General features: G+C 38.1%; 15 protein-coding genes. 12 read left to right on the top strand and 3 right to left on the bottom strand.

What is annotated here, in order from left to right; translation table 11 throughout:
• The first annotated feature begins 90 nt into the window (after positions 1 to 90).
• The 12 genes from JKP73_RS03815 to JKP73_RS03760 all read left to right on the top strand — a co-directional run bounded on the left by JKP73_RS03815 (position 91) and on the right by JKP73_RS03760 (position 13,785).
• Positions 91 to 1,761, top strand: a complete 1,671-nt coding sequence (locus JKP73_RS03815) for a sigma-54 interaction domain-containing protein (protein WP_234447051.1) — start codon at positions 91 to 93, stop codon at positions 1,759 to 1,761.
• A 23-nt stretch (positions 1,762 to 1,784) separates the two neighbouring features.
• Complete coding sequence (locus JKP73_RS03810; RefSeq protein WP_160806770.1) at positions 1,785 to 2,699, top strand: ketopantoate reductase family protein; 915 nt, start codon at positions 1,785 to 1,787, stop codon at positions 2,697 to 2,699.
• Between the two features lie 239 nt (positions 2,700 to 2,938).
• Complete coding sequence (locus tag JKP73_RS03805) at positions 2,939 to 3,709, top strand: SDR family oxidoreductase (RefSeq protein ID WP_200410941.1); 771 nt, start codon at positions 2,939 to 2,941, stop codon at positions 3,707 to 3,709.
• Positions 3,710 to 3,725: 16 nt separating this feature from the next.
• Positions 3,726 to 5,693, top strand: coding sequence for a TRAP transporter permease (locus JKP73_RS03800; protein WP_160806768.1), 1,968 nt, complete (start codon positions 3,726 to 3,728; stop codon positions 5,691 to 5,693).
• Between the two features lie 16 nt (positions 5,694 to 5,709).
• Positions 5,710 to 6,711, top strand: a complete 1,002-nt coding sequence (locus tag JKP73_RS03795) for a TAXI family TRAP transporter solute-binding subunit (RefSeq protein WP_200410940.1) — start codon at positions 5,710 to 5,712, stop codon at positions 6,709 to 6,711.
• A gap of 35 nt (positions 6,712 to 6,746) precedes the next feature.
• Positions 6,747 to 8,339 carry a long-chain-fatty-acid--CoA ligase gene (locus JKP73_RS03790; RefSeq protein ID WP_234447050.1) on the top strand — a complete coding sequence of 531 codons (1,593 nt, stop codon included), beginning with the start codon at positions 6,747 to 6,749 and terminating at the stop codon, positions 8,337 to 8,339.
• 338 nt (positions 8,340 to 8,677) lie between these two features.
• The gene (locus JKP73_RS03785) at positions 8,678 to 9,091 is read left to right on the top strand and encodes an acyl-CoA thioesterase (RefSeq protein WP_021289623.1); all 414 of its coding nucleotides are present in this window, start codon (positions 8,678 to 8,680) and stop codon (positions 9,089 to 9,091) included.
• Positions 9,092 to 9,243: 152 nt separating this feature from the next.
• Positions 9,244 to 10,107 carry a branched-chain amino acid ABC transporter permease gene (locus JKP73_RS03780; RefSeq protein ID WP_021289622.1) on the top strand — a complete coding sequence of 288 codons (864 nt, stop codon included), beginning with the start codon at positions 9,244 to 9,246 and terminating at the stop codon, positions 10,105 to 10,107.
• On the top strand, positions 10,108 to 11,091 hold the full coding sequence (locus tag JKP73_RS03775; protein ID WP_160806766.1) for a branched-chain amino acid ABC transporter permease: 984 nt from the start codon (positions 10,108 to 10,110) through the stop codon (positions 11,089 to 11,091). It begins immediately after the preceding gene.
• 13 nt (positions 11,092 to 11,104) lie between these two features.
• A complete protein-coding gene (locus JKP73_RS03770; RefSeq protein WP_021289620.1) occupies positions 11,105 to 11,869 on the top strand; it encodes an ABC transporter ATP-binding protein in 765 nt (254 codons plus the stop codon).
• Positions 11,862 to 12,569 (top strand): ABC transporter ATP-binding protein, encoded by a 708-nt coding sequence (locus JKP73_RS03765; RefSeq protein WP_021289619.1) that lies wholly within the window; start codon positions 11,862 to 11,864, stop codon positions 12,567 to 12,569. Before JKP73_RS03770 ends, JKP73_RS03765 begins: the two co-directional genes overlap by 8 nt.
• A gap of 28 nt (positions 12,570 to 12,597) precedes the next feature.
• A complete protein-coding gene (locus JKP73_RS03760) occupies positions 12,598 to 13,785 on the top strand; it encodes an ABC transporter substrate-binding protein (RefSeq protein ID WP_021289618.1) in 1,188 nt (395 codons plus the stop codon).
• Positions 13,786 to 13,984: 199 nt separating this feature from the next.
• Here JKP73_RS03760 and JKP73_RS03755 read toward each other — a convergent pair whose 3' ends face one another.
• The 3 genes from JKP73_RS03755 to JKP73_RS03745 all read right to left on the bottom strand — a co-directional run bounded on the left by JKP73_RS03755 (position 13,985) and on the right by JKP73_RS03745 (position 17,340).
• Positions 13,985 to 14,386 (bottom strand): secondary thiamine-phosphate synthase enzyme YjbQ, encoded by a 402-nt coding sequence (locus JKP73_RS03755; RefSeq protein WP_031335137.1) that lies wholly within the window; start codon positions 14,384 to 14,386, stop codon positions 13,985 to 13,987.
• Positions 14,387 to 14,455: 69 nt separating this feature from the next.
• Positions 14,456 to 16,066 (bottom strand): glycoside hydrolase family 43 protein, encoded by a 1,611-nt coding sequence (locus JKP73_RS03750; RefSeq protein WP_021289616.1) that lies wholly within the window; start codon positions 16,064 to 16,066, stop codon positions 14,456 to 14,458.
• Positions 16,067 to 16,149: 83 nt separating this feature from the next.
• Positions 16,150 to 17,340: an ROK family protein gene (locus tag JKP73_RS03745; protein ID WP_038242484.1), complete on the bottom strand. Its 1,191-nt coding sequence runs from the start codon at positions 17,338 to 17,340 to the stop codon at positions 16,150 to 16,152.
• Positions 17,341 to 17,420: the final 80 nt, after the last annotated feature.

Raw genomic sequence — 17,420 nt, 5'->3', positions numbered from 1 at the left:
TTCAACTCGAGAGAAGTCAGCACAACGTTAGTAGCGAGCATACCCAATTGAAGAGGGGCAACTCGATGTCACTTCATATTCTTAAAGGAGGTGGTTAATATCAAAACAATAGAAGACATCCATATCCTCCCCTTACCAGCAGTTATCGTTGATGAAGCTGATCGAATAATTGAACATAATATACAACTAGCATCTTCATTGGAAGTACCTCTAACGAAAGGAGATAATTTCAAGCAGTTATTCTTAAAATGGGAAGAAATCAATAAGTTAATTTCAGCAACTAGAGATAGTAAGACTTTTGTATTTATAGAATGTGCCATTGATTCTGGGAAGTTGTTTATTGGATTGGAATCTCCAGCATTGGCTTCAATGAAAGAAGAGAATAACAAATTAAAAAGCATGAATAGAGAATTCGATGCCATTATTGAGAATTCTTACGATGGCATCTATATAACCGATCATAAAGGTATAACATGGAATACAAACTCAGCAATTGAACGAATTACTGGTATTCCTAAAGAATACTACATTGGTAAGAATGTGGACGATTTAGTAAAAAGAGGGATTTTGAAAAAATCGGTTACAAAAAAGGTATTGGAACTGAAACGAACGGTATCGTATGTCCAAAGAAATAATGCAGGGAAAGAAGTGTTATTAACTGGTGCACCTGTATTTAATGATAGAGGTGAAATTGAAAAAATTGTAACGAACATACGAGATTTAAAGGATTTGAATGAATTACAAATAGAATTGAATAAGTTAAACAAATTAAATGATCAATATAAAGAAGAAATTAGACGGTTAATGCGTAAATCAAACGACGCAGATGGATTTATTACAGAAAATGTAGAAATGAAACGAATCTATGATACAGCTGAAAGAATAGCGAATATCGACGCAACTGTATTGATTCTAGGAGAAACAGGAGTTGGTAAAGATGTTTTAGCAACGTATATTTATAATCAAAGCATTAGGTCCAAAAAAGGGAAGTTCCTAAAAGTAAATTGTGGGGCGATACCCCCAGAGTTATTAGAATCGGAACTCTTTGGCTACAGTCCAGGGGCATTTACAGGCGCTAATAAAAATGGAAAACCAGGAATATTTGAAGCTGCTGATAAAGGGATACTATTTTTAGATGAAATTGGAGAACTTCCATCAGCCTTGCAAGTGAAATTATTACGTGTGTTACAAGAAGGAGAATTACAACGAATTGGCAGCTCTTATTCCAGAAAGGTAGATGTTCGTATAATTGCAGCAACCAATCGTGACCTAAGTAAAATGGTCAAAGAAGGATCATTTCGAGAAGATTTATTTTACCGGCTGCATGTTATTCCGATTCGAATCCCACCCCTTCGAAAACGAAAAGAAGATATCTATCCAATGATCCAGCACTTTTTAGGAGTGGTTAATCAGAAATATCATCTTAATAAAGAAATAGACTATGAATTAAATGATTTCTTTTTGAATTATTCATGGCCGGGAAATATCCGGGAACTTTCTAATGTAATCGAACGGTTGGTTGTAACTACGAGAAATGACTTATTAACGATTGAGAATCTGCCTGATGAATATAAGGAAATCGATAACTTAGAAACTCACTCGAGTACTACCTTAAAACAAGCGGTTGAATTGGCTGAACAGTACATGATTAGGCGAGCAGCAAGTAGATATGGGAATACCTATGAGCTTGCTAAGGCATTGGGCACAAGTCAACCTACAATTGTTAGAAAATTGAGTAAATACAACATTAATCTTCATTAAGAATAATAATGAGAGGTGAATTTATGCGAATAGGTATAGCTGGTGCTGGAGCGGTAGGGAGTTATTTTGGAGCAATCCTTCATTTTGCTGGTCATGATGTAACGTTCCTTGCAAGAGGCAAACATTTTCAAGCTATGAAACAAGCGGGATTAAGGATGATTAAAGGTGAAGAAGAATTCTTAGTAGATGCCACATTTACGGATAAAATAAATGAACTATCAGAATGTGAACTCGTTTTATTCTGTGTGAAATCAAATGATACAGAAGAGATGGCTAGCCAATTAAAACTAGTGCTTCCATCAAACTGTTTGATCGTAACGATGCAAAACGGTGTGGAAAACGAGCAATTATTAGGAACCATTTTTGATCATGATCGCATCTTGTCCACTGCAGCATATATCCAAGCTGCAATCGACGAACCAGGGAAAGTAACTCAAAAAGGTAGAGTGAAATTAGTTATTGGAGAATTGCATTCTTCAGCGAAAGCGTCATGCCTGGAGATTAATCAACTTTTTCAAGCAGCTGGTATTGATTCGGTGTATGCACAATCGATTATGGAGAACAAATGGCGGAAACTGATTTGGAATGTTACATTTAATCCATTATCGGCTATCTTAAATGCAAACGTTGGTGAAATTTTAGCAAACGAGGAACTTCGTTATACGGCATCATTAATCTGCCAAGAAGCTATCGATGTTGCTGAGAGGTTAAAAATCGAACTAAAAAACAACCAAACGGTAGAGTCCGTATTAAGGAAAGCTGAAAGGGCAAAAAAACACCATACATCAATGTTACAAGATCGAAGGAAGGGAAAGCCGATGGAAGTGGAAGCGATGTGCGGCTATATTGTTCGAAAAGGACTAGAAATAAATGTACCTACACCGAATATTCAGGTAGTGTACAGTATTTTAACGTATATGGACAAATCAAAACATTGATTCAATTCTAAATCTATAATCTAAAAATGAATCACTTCACATATCAATTAGAGCATATATTGATGCATTTTTGAATTTCTCAGTCCAATAGAAGCAGGACTGCATTTTTATTTTCCCAGAGAAGGGGGCAGCAGCCGTTTTATTCTGCTGACAAATTATTGGCATAATATTTGCTATATATAAGTGAAACCCCAAAAATGAAAACGCTTTAAAATTAAAAACTATAGGTGGGGATAATAATGAATACCTTTGATATGTTTCGATTAGAAGGTAAAGTTGCTCTGATTACTGGTGGAGGAAGGGGGCTAGGAAAACAAATTGCAGAGGCACTAGCTGATGCAGGATGTGCAATCACTGTCTGTTCCAGAAAATTGGAAGCGTGTAAGGAAACGGCACAACATTTACAGAGGAAAGGTATTCATTCGCAGGCATATGCTTGCGATGTAACGAATCAAGTAGAAGTGCAACAGGTTGTGCAATTAATCGAAGAAGACTTTGGGAAGATTGATATTTTAGTAAATAATAGCGGTACAACGTGGGGAGCTAGTGTAGAGGAAATGCCTTTAGAGGCTTGGGAAAAAGTCATGAAAGTCAATGTTACCGGAACATTTATGATATCACAAGAAGTAGGTAAACAAATGATTAAACAGCAATCAGGAAAAATCATTAACATTGCCTCAGCAGCAGGGTTAAAAGCGGAGCCACCAGAAGTGTTAAATGCTATTGGTTATAGTACAAGTAAGGCTGCAGTCATTCATTTCACTAAGGATTTAGCCAGAAAATGGGCACAGCATGGTATTTATGTTAATGCCATTGCACCTGGTTTTTTTCCAACAACCATGACAAAGGAAGTATTAGAGAGAAAAGGAGATACGATTAAGAATAAAAATCCGCTGCAACGGATTGGGGATAACCATTCACTAAAAGGTGTGGCACTGTTACTAGCTTCATCATCAAGTGACTTTATAACTGGACAGATTATCAGTGTTGATGGGGGCAGTACATTATAGAACAGGAGGTGCTGCAATGGCAGCTTCAGCTACGAAGATGCAAAAAATAGATACGACGATTAACCAAAAACAGGCTTATATAGAAGAAGTGTGGAAAATACGAAAACAGAAGTGGAATGGCGCAAGATTCTTTGTTCTCTTCACTTCTTTATTAGCGATTGGCTTATCCTTGTTTCATATCTATACTGCAGGCTTTGGAACATTACCCTCTTGGCAGCAGCGGAGTGTACATGTTTTATGGGCAATTCTATTAATCTTTCTACTATTTCCTTTTAAAAAAGGAGGTAAGTTTGGCATAGTCGATATCGTTCTTATCCTAATAACGCTTGCAACTTCCGTTTATATGATCGGTGGGGCAGAAATGATTCAAAGCAGGCAAGGGGATATAAATGCAAGTGATACACTAGTTGGAAGTGTTTTTATTATTTTAGTGTTAGAAGCAACTCGGAGAACAAATGGGATACTTATGGCATTAATCGGCGTCTTTTTTCTCATCTACGTACTATATGGTCAGTATTTTCCCGGTGCATTAGCACACCCGGGGATTAGGTATGAAAAAATGGTCGACCATATGTTTAGCGGAACGTTAGGCATATTTAGTGAACCAATTTATGTAAGTTCGACCGTGCTCTTATTGTTTGTAGTATTTGGTTCGTTTTTAATGCGTTCAGGTGGAGGGCAATTTTTTACAGATTTTGCTTTTGGAGCACTTGGTAATAAAACGGGTGGCCCCGCTCTATCTGCGGTTGGCTCCAGTGCACTAGTCGCCACAATTACTGGTAATGGAGCAGCGAATGCAGCAATTACAGGATCATTTACTATCCCTTTAATGAAAAAGCTAGGGTACAATAAACGATTTTCAGCAGCAGTAGAAGCTGTGGCATCACAGGGTGGACAAATCATGCCGCCAATCATGGGTGCTTCCATTTTTATTATGGCTGAGACAGTAGGAATTCCATATATTAAGCTGGCTCTCTATGCATTAATTCCTGCGGTCATTTACTTTTTTATTGCAGGTATGGTGGTTTATTTTCATGCCAAGCGTCTTCATTTAGCAGGAATCCCAAAAGAACAACTTCCTAGTGTAAAGTCTGTATTACTAAGGCAAGGCTACCTTTTCTTACCAATAGTAGTTATTCTTGGCTTAATGATTTATGGTTTCAGTCCAATGAAGGCTGGATTCTATGCTATATTGGCTACGATTATACTAAGTTGGATAAAAAAAGCCACGCGAATGAATTTAATAGGTATTTTAGCGGCATTGGAAGACGGAGCCAAAAATGCGTTAACGGTAATCGCCGCTTGTGCTACTGCTGGGATCATTGTGGGTGCCGTGTCATTAACAGGATTAGGAATTACCTTTTCTAGATTTGTTATTAATGTGGCGGATGGAAATTTATTCTTACTGCTGTCCCTAGTTGCCGTTGCCTCTATTATTATGGGAATGGGAATGCCGACGGTCTCGGCCTATGTCATATTAGCTGTTCTTGGTGCTCCAGCTTTAATTGAATTAGGAGTTAATCAAGTTGCAGCCCATATGTTTGTATTTTACTTTGGTGTACTATCTGGACTAACTCCACCGGTTGCCATAACAGCATATACTACAGCTGGTATTGCTGGTTCCGATCCGTTCAAAACGTCCTTATATGCTATAAAAATTGGATTAGGCGGTTTCTTTGTTCCATTCATTTTTGCTTATAACCCAGTTTTACTTATGCAGGGTGGAGATATGATAGACATCATTTTGGCAATCACTAGTGCCTGTTTCAGCTGTATCTTATTTGCTGGTGGATTAGAAGGCTATTTTATCCGGTCACTTAGTTTACTGAAAAGGCTAATCATATTTATTAGTGCGATTTTATTGGTTATTCCTGGAGTGCTAGGTGATCTTATTGGGATAGTGCTCGCATTGTGCTTAATTAGTTGGCAATGGAGAGGCAAGAAGCTTAATGATATGGAGGACTCAAACCAATCAATAGGATAAGTGAGGAGGAGTTTTAATGAAAAAAATAATGTATGCTATGACTTTTGTTTTATTTATATCCCTATTAGCTGCTTGTGGAAGTGAAACTTCCAATTCTGGAAACAAACCTACAGCACCAGACAAATTCTTAACCATTGGATCTGGACCGATGGGGTCTGGGTGGTACCCGATTACGACTACCATGACAGAAATTTACTCAAATAGCTTTGTTAACTTAAATGCTACGCAATTAGAAGGGGGATCGACGGCAAATATCAAATCTCTCAATGTTGGAGACATTCAAATGGGACTAAATTATACACCAGATTTTATATCCGCACTTGATGGTGGATTTGGCTTTGATGAGCCAATAAAGGATATTGCAGCAATTGCAGCATTATATCCAGTTTATCAAACGATAGCAACCACAGCGGATAATAAGGATATTAACTCGATTGAAGATATTGTCGACAAACATATCTTCTTGGGTCCAAAAGGTGGCGGTGGACCCGTAGCTTTTTGGAAAATGATGAAGGAATATGGAATTGATGAGGAGACAATTGAAGCAGCGGGTGGGCAGGTGTCCTATGGTAATTATTCGGATGGAGCATCGATGTTGAAAGATGGAAATGTCGATGTCTTTCTTGGTGGTGGTGCTCCATTTATTCCAGCCCTCCAAGAAATAGAAATAACTAATCCGATAAAAGTTATTCCCATTGAAGCAGATAAACTGGCCAGTATAGAGGAAAAAGGGATAGGAATAACAGCTGGAGAAATACCTGCCGGAACATATAAAGGTATAGACAAACCAACACAAACATACGTGATGGAAACGATGCTTACGGTTCAAAGTGAATTCGATAAAGAATATGTATATCAATTAACAAAACTATTCTGGGAAAATATTGATACCTTTGAAGAACAAGTACCGGAGAGAGCTAAGTCATTCACCATTGATACCGCTCTGAATGGAATTGATCTAGAGTTATTACATCCAGGTGCCAAACAATACTATGAGGAAGTTGGTGCTATTGAATAATCTAAGATGATTATAAAAAGGGAGGTATCGGTAACGTGAGTGCAATAAGTAATCGAAAATGGTATTCCGTATATCCAAAAGATATGGATATTGATCCTTATATCCCAGAGGATACTTTATACGCTTTATTAAAGGAAACAGTTACTCGTTTTGGGAATCGTACAGCAATTATCTATGACGAAAAACAAATTTCTTACCGGCAATTATTGGATGCTGTAAATAGACTAGCGAATGCGTGGAATAGTTTAGGTTTAAAAAAAGGAGAAAGAATTGGCTTAATGGTATCAAACCAGCCGGATTATATTATTGCTTACTATGCTGCCATGCAATTAGGTCTCATTGTTGTACAAATTAACCCCAATTATACCGCTAGAGAATTGTTACAGATTACGATAGATGCCCAGATGAAATATATTATTTGTGAAGCTAATCATATAGAAAAAGTGGGAGATATAGCAAAAACTTTTTCGTTTGCTCATGTTTTTGTAGTTGGGGGAAACACGTCTGAAGGAATCAGCCTAGATTCACTTATTGAAACTTATGAGCCATCTGAAAAAAGAGCACCAATTATAGTGAGAGAAGATATAGCAGTTATTCAATATACTGGTGGCACATCAGGGGTTGTGAAGGGAGCGATGTTAACGCATTATAACCTGGTTGCTAATGTAATTCAAAGTTATGCCATGTATGGAAAAGAAATGTACGTTGGAAAAGAAACGGTGCTCACCACACTTCCGTTATATCATGTTTACGCAATGACAAGTGCCATGAATCTGGGAGTCTATATCGGTGCCACCAATATAGTGATCCAACAGTTTCAGGTTGATACGGTATTAAAAGAAATCAAACGCTATCAACCTACTTTCTTTCCAGGTGTTCCGAGAATCTATAATGCCTTAATCAGCCATCCAGACATTAAAAACTATGGTCTTAACTGTTTTAAATTTTGTTCCAGTGGATCGGCACCGTTACCTGTGGAAGTATTGAGGAAATTTGAAAAAATTACTGGAGCAGTTATTGGGGAAGGTTTTGGTTTGTCTGAGGCTTCTCCTTCAACTCATCGAAATCCCTCAACAGGTAAACGAAAAATAGGGAGTATTGGGCTTCCATTGCCAGGTACAGATTGTATTATTGTCGACAATGATAATCAGGAACTTCCTGAAAACGCTGTGGGAGAGTTACTAATTAGAGGTCCCCAAGTAATGAAAGGGTATTGGAATAACCAAGAGGAGACGAATAAAGCGTTAAAAAATAACTGGCTTTATACAGGTGATTTGGCCATGTATGATGAAGATGGTTTCTTCTATATCGTTGGCAGAAAGAAAGAAATGATTATTAACGGTGGTTTTAATATTTACCCACAAGAAGTGGAGAACATTTTATATGAACATCCGGATGTGAAGGAATGTGCAGTTATAGGCATTCCTGATCTTGAAAAAGGGGAAGTTGTCAAGGCCTTTATCGTGCCAAAAGAAGGAGCTGTATTAGATGTTGAAGAAGTAAAAGGTTTTTGTTACCGAAACCTAACCCCATATAAAGTTCCAAAAAATTATGAGTTAATACCAGCCCTGCCTAGAAATACGGTTGGAAAGATACTAAAACGTAGATTAGTAGACAGAGGTGAGTAATCTAACTAACAATAAAACTGGTCTCTTTTAATAGACTACGGCTAGTTAACTTGAGGGAACGATTTCTCGGACGGGGAAGGTCACTAAATTTGGTCAAACGATTCACTTTTAATTAATTGTAAAAGTGGATCGTTGGTTGTATTAAAATAAAAAATCAAAAAAATACATTGAAATACGAAGTGTTTTTGCTATAATAATATTAAATATTCAGAACATACCGAGTAGTTAGTATGTTGATGGTGTTTAGTAAGTCTACGATTGTAGTTGACGTAAAATGTAATACTTGTATGTTCATTAATGTAATCGGATTTAAAATGTGAAGTTGAGGAGTGATTTAATTGGATTATGTACATGAGATAGATATATATGTTCGTTTTAGTGAGACAGATGCTGCTGGCCATGTTAATAATGTGAGTTATTTTTTCTACTTTGAAGAAGCCCGAACGAAGTTTTTTAAAATCGTGTGTCCTGAAAGAAACGATGCCTTGAATTTCATTTTGGCATCGATTACGTGTGACTATATTTCTCAAGCATACGCTGGTCAGGAGTTAAAGCTATATACTTACGTCACAAATGTAGGAGGAAAAAGTTTTACGATCGGCCATACGTTATCAGATAAAGCAACAGGAATTGAAATTGCTAAAACTACAGCAATTACAGTGTGCTTTAACTATGCTGAACAAAAAACAATTGAGATACCTAATGAACTAAGGCAGAACTTAACGTCTTACCTGCAAGCACTGCCCAAGTAATGTATTTGTAAAAAGGAGGGATTTCTATGCTCGAGTAGAGCTAAGTCAATTATGTAAGCGCTTTAAATATCTGTCAGAAGGAAAAATACAGTGACAGGAGATGACCAGGCTACGAACCAGTCTGTAAAATTAACGAAGTAAGGGGAGTTGGCATGGATATATTTATTCAGCAGCTGTTTAATGGATTAACAATTGGAAGTGTCTATAGTTTGGTAGCTCTGGGATTAACTCTGGTTTATGGCATTTTACACATACCAAACTTTGCTCATGGTGCGCTTTACATGCTCGGTGGGTACGTCACGTTAACGATGATGGTTTATTTAGGGGTGAATTATTGGATATCCATCCTCATTTCCATTATAACAATTGGAATACTGAGTGTACTTATGGATCGACTTGTCTTTCATCCATTACGAAAGTCCACCCCCATTCAGCATAAAGTTGCTGCAATCGGAATGCTGCTTTTTCTGGAAGCACTTGCCCAGTTAATTTGGGGTGCTGATTATCGGCAAATGCCCACGCCATACGGGCAAGTTATTCAATTTGCTGATGTAACATTGACTGTTCAGCGGTTAATTATCGTCGTAGCCGCAATTGCGGTTATGATTTTACTTTATCTGTTTTTAAAGAAAACATTTATGGGAGCTTCAATACTGGCAATGGCTCAAAATCGTGAAGGAGCTTCGTTAGTGGGAATTAACACCAACAAAGTAGCAGTTATAACTTTTTTTATAGCTGGGACACTAGCGGCAATCGGTGCCTCACTTACTTCCCCAATTAACCTCGTATTTCCTGGGATGGGGCATTTAGTTATTTTAAAAGCCTTTGTCATTATCATCATTGGTGGTATGGGCAGTATTCCTGGCGCCATCTTAGGCGGTTATATTTTAGGTTTCAGTGAAAGTATAGGAGCGACTTATATCTCTAGTGACTACAAAGATATTATTGCCTTTGTCTTATTAATCGTTATTCTCTCCATCAAACCACAAGGTATTTTTGCGAAAGGGGGCGTATAAATGGCAGTGGTCAATAAGAAAGGGCTCTTATTTGTCTTGATCTTGCTTGCTATTATCTTTCCTTTAATCGTACCGAACCAATACTATATTCATATTTTGACATTAGCTTTTATTTGGACAATTGCCGTTTATGGTTTAAATCTACTTTCTGGATATACTGGCTATCTTTCCTTAGCACATGCAGGCTTCTTTGCTATAGGAGCATATTCACTTGGATTACTTACTGTAAAAGTCGAATTAAATTATTGGTTGGCATTTATGCTTTCACCCATCATTACATGCATTATTGGTGTAATGATTGGACTTATCGCACTTCGCACCAAAGAACATTTCTTCGCAATTTACACCTTATGTGTTGGCTACATTATCTATTTAATCATTGATAAATGGGACTCGTTAACTGGAGGAGTTCGGGGGTTAATAGGCATACCTGCTCCAGCTGATATCGGTTTTATTTCTCTTTCTACACCACTTTCCCAATACTATTTTGTTTTCATCATTCTACTTCTTGTCATTTTTACCGTATACCGAATCGTCCATTCCCTTACAGGAAGATCCTTTACAGCTATTCGAAACAGTGAGCCTTTAGCACAATCACTTGGTATATCACCAATGCGAAACAAACTCACTTCGTTTGTATTGTCTACTTTTTATGCAGGACTAGCGGGAGCGCTCTATGCAAGTTTTATTCGATTTATCGGACCGGAAATCGCCTATACAACCATCACTTTTGATTTATTAACCTATATGATTGTCGGCGGAATTGGGACATTATCCGGTCCGTTGATAGGAACATTATTAATTGTTTGGTTATCTCAGAATCTACAATTTCTGCAGGATTATCGAATGTTGATTTTTGGTCCGCTGCTTACGTTAATCATTATCTTTGCTCCTGGAGGAATTTCCGGTACGTTTTTACAATGGAGGGCACGACGAAAGGAAAAGCAGCGAATAAACATGACCACAATGAAAAAACAAGCGTAGGAGGGAATGCATCATGTATTTTGAAACAAGGGAGTTATCCAAAGAATTTGGAGGACTAACTGCAGTCAAAGAGGTCGATTTTGCTATTGAAAAAGGGAAGATCAATGCCATTATCGGGCCTAACGGGGCAGGCAAATCTACATTTTTTAATCTCATCACTGGTCTGCATCGTCCGAGTTCTGGAGAAGTGTTCTTTAAAGACCAAGAGATTTCCCATTTATCCTCAAATAAAATAGCAGAACTTGGCATAGCAAGAACGTTTCAAACAACGAATTTATTTGAACGTGCAACGGTATTTGATAATGTCATTGTGGGCCACAGACTGCGAACAAAAACAAATTTGTTGGATGCAATTTTACGAACGAAACGTTGCAAACAAGAAGAAGAACAATGCAAAGAAAAAGCATGGGAAGTTTTGCAAGCAACAGGGTTAACCCATGTGGCTACAAAAATAGTAACGAATATCTCCCAAGAGGAAAAAAAGCGAGTTGCCATTGCCTTAGCTTTAGCAACCGATCCAGAAGTGCTTTTCCTCGACGAGCCTACTGCTGGGATTAATCCAGATGAAACTAATGGATTAGCAGGATTAATTACTGAATTGGCACAAATGGGCATTACGATTTGCTTAATTGAACACAAAATGAAAATGATTATGCAGATGGCAGACAAAATCATGGTACTCAATTATGGAGAAAAAATTGCTGAAGGGGCACCTGAAGAGATCAATAAAAATGAAGAAGTTATCCGTGCCTATTTGGGAGGGGAAGCGAGTGCTTAAATTAGTAAATCTTACCGTTAAGTATGGAAACTTTGAGGCGTTACATCGAGTGAATCTGGAAGTAGACCATGGTGAAATTGTTGTTTTACTTGGTGCAAATGGGGCAGGAAAGAGTACTACCTTCCAAACAATTAGTGGCTTAAATAAGCCTGTTTCCGGGCATATCATGCTAAATGGTCAGTCAATAGCTGGAAAGTCACCAGACAAAATAGTAAAGATGGGGATTGTCCAGTGTGCGGAGGATCGAAAGCTATTTCAACAAATGACCGTACAAGAAAATCTTATGTTAGGAGGATACGTTCATAGAGGCAAGAAAAGTAGATTAAGAGCAACCCTTCAAGAGGTGTTTGAGTTATTTCCTATTCTTTATGAAAAGCGAAGTAATCCTGCCGGTTCACTTAGTGGCGGCCAACAGCAAATGCTGGCAATTGGCAGAGCACTAATGGCCAAACCAGAATTTATGCTGTTAGATGAACCTTCTATTGGCTTAGCTCCTTTAATCGTAGAGCAAATGTTTAAAAGCATTCAACAAATCAATCAGGAGGGGACAACGATTCTACTAGCTGAGCAAAATGCAAATGCAGCTCTAAGCATCGCGGATAAGGGGTATGTTTATGAAAGCGGTAAGGTTGTTGTCCAAGGGAGTGCAGAAGAATTGCTGGCCAATGAGGAAGTAAGGAAGGCATATGTAGGAGCTTAGTAGTTAATTGAAAAAAGGAGGGAATCAAATGAAAGGTAAAATTATCAGAATGCTATTGGTTGGTTTTATCATTGTATTTCTATCAGCATGTATTGATTCAGCAGGAAAAACCAGTAATGATAAAGAAGAAGCAACTGGTGGAGAGAACGTTGTGAATATTGGTTATAGCGGGCCATTAAGTGGGGCAGCTGCTTATTACGGGGAAAATACATTAAATGGCCTAGAAATGGCTGTGGAAGAAATTAACGAACAAGGATTTGAAGTAGATGGAAAAACGTATAAGCTAAATTTAATTGCTTATGATGACAAGTACTTACCAAATGAGACTGCTGCAAATGCACGTCGACTCGTTCAAGAGGATGATACACCAGTTGTGTTCACACCACACAGTGGGGGAATCGCTGCATTACAAGTATTTAATGAACAAGAGAACTTTCTGATTGGCGCATATTCGAGTGAACCAGCGATTACCGAAGCAGGGAATGAGTTAACGGTACGCATTCCCCCAAGTTATGATGGTTACTTAGAGCCATTTACTAATTATGCTATGGAGAACTTCGGTAACAAATTAGCTGCACTACCACCAGTCACACAATATGGGAAGGACTGGGCAGAAGCAATTAAACCATATTGGGAAAAAGCAGGTGGCGAAGTGGTGCATGAATCCGCGATTGATTTCTCGAAAGACACGGATTTCTTTACTTTCTTAACGAATGCACTTGAATCAAATCCGGATGTTTTATTTATTGGGGGCCCTTCTGAACCTACAGCAAAAGTGGCTCAACAAGCAAGAGATTTAGGGTTCGAAGGTGGTTTTATTGTAATGGATCAGGCAAAGCTAGATGAAATGAAAAATGTCACTGGCTCATACGAACCATTAGAAGGTTCGATTGGCACGATTCCATTGATCAACGCCAATTATCCAGGAACAGAGGAATTCGTGAAAAAGTATCAGGAAAAATATAACAAAGATCCTGGTTCAGAGGCAGGCTTCCACTATTTATCCATGTATATCTTTGTAGAAGCAATGAAAGCAGCTGGTAATGTAGAAGATGCAACTGTGATTAGAGAACATATTCAAGATGGTCTAGAATCATTACCAGAAGAAAAGAAAGTGTATGAGATTGAAAAGATAGATGAAAATGGTGGGTTTGAGATTAATACGCAATATGGTGCAGTTGAAGGCGGCAAAGTAGTTCCAGTATCTGGCGATTAATCAGAAGGGCTGGACATAGCGTACCTTGTTTGAGATTTCCGTTTATTATTTTATCTAAATTGTTTGTCTCGATCTCCTAATAAATAGGGAGAACCGATATCAGGTTCTCCCCCTAAGCTTGTAGAAAAACGTTTAGCTACAAGCTTTTTATTGGTAATAAATTGTTTTGCACGGAAATCGTCCGATCGTCCTCGTGATGTTAAGCTTGAATGATTTTCGCATGGAAATTCCGATGACGTGGGCCATCAAATTCACAGAAATAAACGCCTTGCCACGTTCCAAGTACAAGCTTCCCATCTCGAATAATTAATGTTTGTGCATGCCCCATGGTACTTGTCTTTAAGTGAGCTGCAGTATTCCCTTCAAAATGTTTGTCCTTCCGATGTTCCCATGGGTAAATCTCGTCCAATCGCATTAACATATCTGTTTTTACATCAGGATCTGCATTTTCATTAACCGTAATCCCTGCCGTTGTATGCATCGACTGCACAACTAAGATCCCATCTTCTATGTTCGCTTCACGAATCCAATTTTCCAATTGAGCGGTAATATCGAGCATATCCGAATGTTTTTCCGTCCGAATAGAAAATGTTTGATTCAAAACCCTCACCCTTTCTCCTGCTCTTATAATAATTATAACTTGAAAACAAGGAAGGATGAAAGGAAAGGATTAGCATTTGGCGGTATAGCTGAAATAATCAAAGTCTGCATAGTTATACTGTCCAGAGGTATCCTGACACTGCATGCCGACAAATGCACCTGTAAAGAAACCACCACCATGAATATAATCATCCGATAGTTTATAGGAAGGTAGCTTTACTGGTATTTTTGTCCAAGTTTCACCGTCTAGCGAATAAGCATATTCATAAACGGTTGTATTTACATCTACGCGTAAATATACATACTGTATATCATCTGGAATGGAAATTCTATTGTCTCCTAGTGGCTGGGTCAATGAGAAGTTATCGCAGATGGTTAAATCTAGAATTCTACCTTTTATTTCATTCCATGTAATTTGCAAGGCAGTCCAATTCTTCGTATTATAATAGTTTACTAATCCAGCTGCTTGTTGGAACGTCTCAGGTTGAAAGGATACTTTTGTTTCTGCAGTGAAATTAAAATGCTGCCAACGGCGTGCAATAAAACCTTGCGTGAATTTAGAAGTTAATGATTCTCTGCCATAAATGCGCAGGTGGCCAGGGTTGTCATTCAGAGAAACAATGTCTTCTCCCAATGGAATGCGTAAGGATTGAAACTGGTGATTTAGCACCTTTTCATTAAAATCTTCATTTCCTTCCATATCATTATCCCATTGTACTTCCTTCATATTCGGACCTTCGATTTCAAGAAAGGGTTGGTTGCCGCCAACAATATACGGCCAATCGTTTTGCCATTTCATTCGCTGGATGGCAGTTTCCCTTCCAAGTGGGCAATAACCTCTTGGATCTAATAAAGGCTTATTTTCCTGAGGCAATGGACGACCTGTTAAATGGACCAAAAACCACTCATCCGTATGGGTATGAACAATAGAGGCATGCCCAGCCTTTTGAAGAGGATTTCTCGGGTAAGGAAAGGAAGTAATTAATGGATTATCTGGATGTACTTCATATGGACCATTTATCTGTGTTGAACGTGCAATGGTTGCTTGATGATCAAATCTGGTTCCGCCTTCTGCTGTTAAAAGATAGTAATAATTATTTTTTCTATACAAATGGGGAGCTTCAGTAAGCCTAACATCGGTTCCCTTAAAGATGACTTCTTTTTTGCCGATGAGTTTTTCCTTAACCGGATCATATTCTTGCAGGACAATCCCATAGAAATTATGATTGCCATCACGATGGTCCCATACCATATTGACAAAGTATTTTCTGCCATCCTCATCGTGGAAAAGAGATGGATCAAACCCTGAGCTGTTCATATGTATTGGGTCAGACCACTCCCCGTCAATCGTATCACAGGTGACCAAGTAATTATGGCAATCCTTCCAGTTTCCATCGACAACTTTTACATCGGTATAGATAAGCCAGAACTTATTATCACTGAATGATAAAGCTGGGGCCCAAACCCCACCTGAATCTGGGTTTCCCATCATGTTTAATTGACTTAAACGATTCAAGGGTCTTGCAACCAGTCGCCAATTCTTTAAATCCTTTGAATGGTAAATACCTACTCCAGGGAACCATTCAAAGGTAGAGACGGCAATATAATAGTCTTCACCCGCACGACAGATACATGGATCTGGGTTAAAACCTGTTAAGATAGGGTTCTTAATCCTGTTCATGAAAAATATCTCCTTTATAAAGTTTTATTAGAATCCGCTTTCATAAAAATATCTGAAATATGTGATGATGTCTTAAGACATCATCACATATTTTGCAGTAAATCATTTCTAAAGAAATTCTCTACGGAAAATGCAGCAACACCTAAGGCTGTTGAATGCGTGGAAAGTTCAGAATAATTAATCTGAAAACCTTTTTGTTGAAACCATAGAGTTTGATTAATCATTCGATTTTTTAAAGGTTGATCCAACCATTTACTTGCAGCAGCCATTCGATTCCCGATAATTACCTGCTCGGGGTTAAAGGTATTGATAATATTATTTATCCCTACTCCTAAATAATCGCCAATTTGTTCGAATAGCTGGATAGCTTCTTTATCCTCGTTTTCTGCTAAGCTTGTTAAACCTTCCAGCGAAATATCTTCCCCTGGTTTTGCAACTATATTACGTCCCTCTGCTCGTTTAACTAAAGCTCTTTCAGAGGCATATAATTCCCAACAACCTTGGTTTCCACAACGACATGGTAACCCGTCCACTTGAATGGTCATATGTCCTAATTCACCAGAAAAACCATTGTTCCCTTTATAGAGTTTACCATTTAATATTAGTCCGACTCCTATCCCTATTCCTACACTGATATAAATAATATTTGAAAAGCTTTTCCCTACACCGAACTTCTGCTCTCCATATGCTCCAGCATTTGCTTCATTTTCTACAATGACTGGCAGATCATATTTGTTTTCTACTATTTCTTTTAAATGTATATTTTTCCAATCTAAATTCGGTGCTAAAAGAATATTTCCATCTTTATTAACGGCACCTGGTACGCCTATCCCTATTCCTATAATGCCGTAGGGGCTTTCTGGAGTTGATGCAATTAAAGTGTCTATGATGTGGAATAGGTTTGTTAGAATCTCCTCGTATCCTAAATCTTTAAACTTCATAACTTCCTCATGGCAAATGTTTCCTTTTAAATCAGTTAATACGCCAAGTAAGTAATTGACTCCTAAGTCGATGCCAATTGAATATCCCGCTTTTTCATTAAATAATAGCATAACGGGCCTTCGACCACCGCTTGATTGTCCAGGTCCTGATTCATTAAGTAACGCTTCATCCAGTAATTCACTTACTAGAGAGGACACAGTGCCTTTGTTCAAACCAGTTACGTTTGAAACATCAGCTCGTGAAATGGGGGAACGATCTTTAATTGTCTCCAATACGAGTGATTTGTTTTCTTTTTTAACTACATGTTGATTAAATGTTTTTGTCATTCTCATCGATAACGTCATCTCTTTCATTAATTTGTCAGTAACGATGCATAGAACTAAGCAGCTCTCTGTTTCCAGTGTACCATAAA

Source organism: Virgibacillus salexigens (genome assembly GCF_014905415.1).
Classification (GTDB): Bacteria; Bacillota; Bacilli; order Bacillales; family Amphibacillaceae; genus Virgibacillus; species Virgibacillus salexigens.
This window is presented reverse-complemented; position numbering and strand designations above follow the sequence as displayed.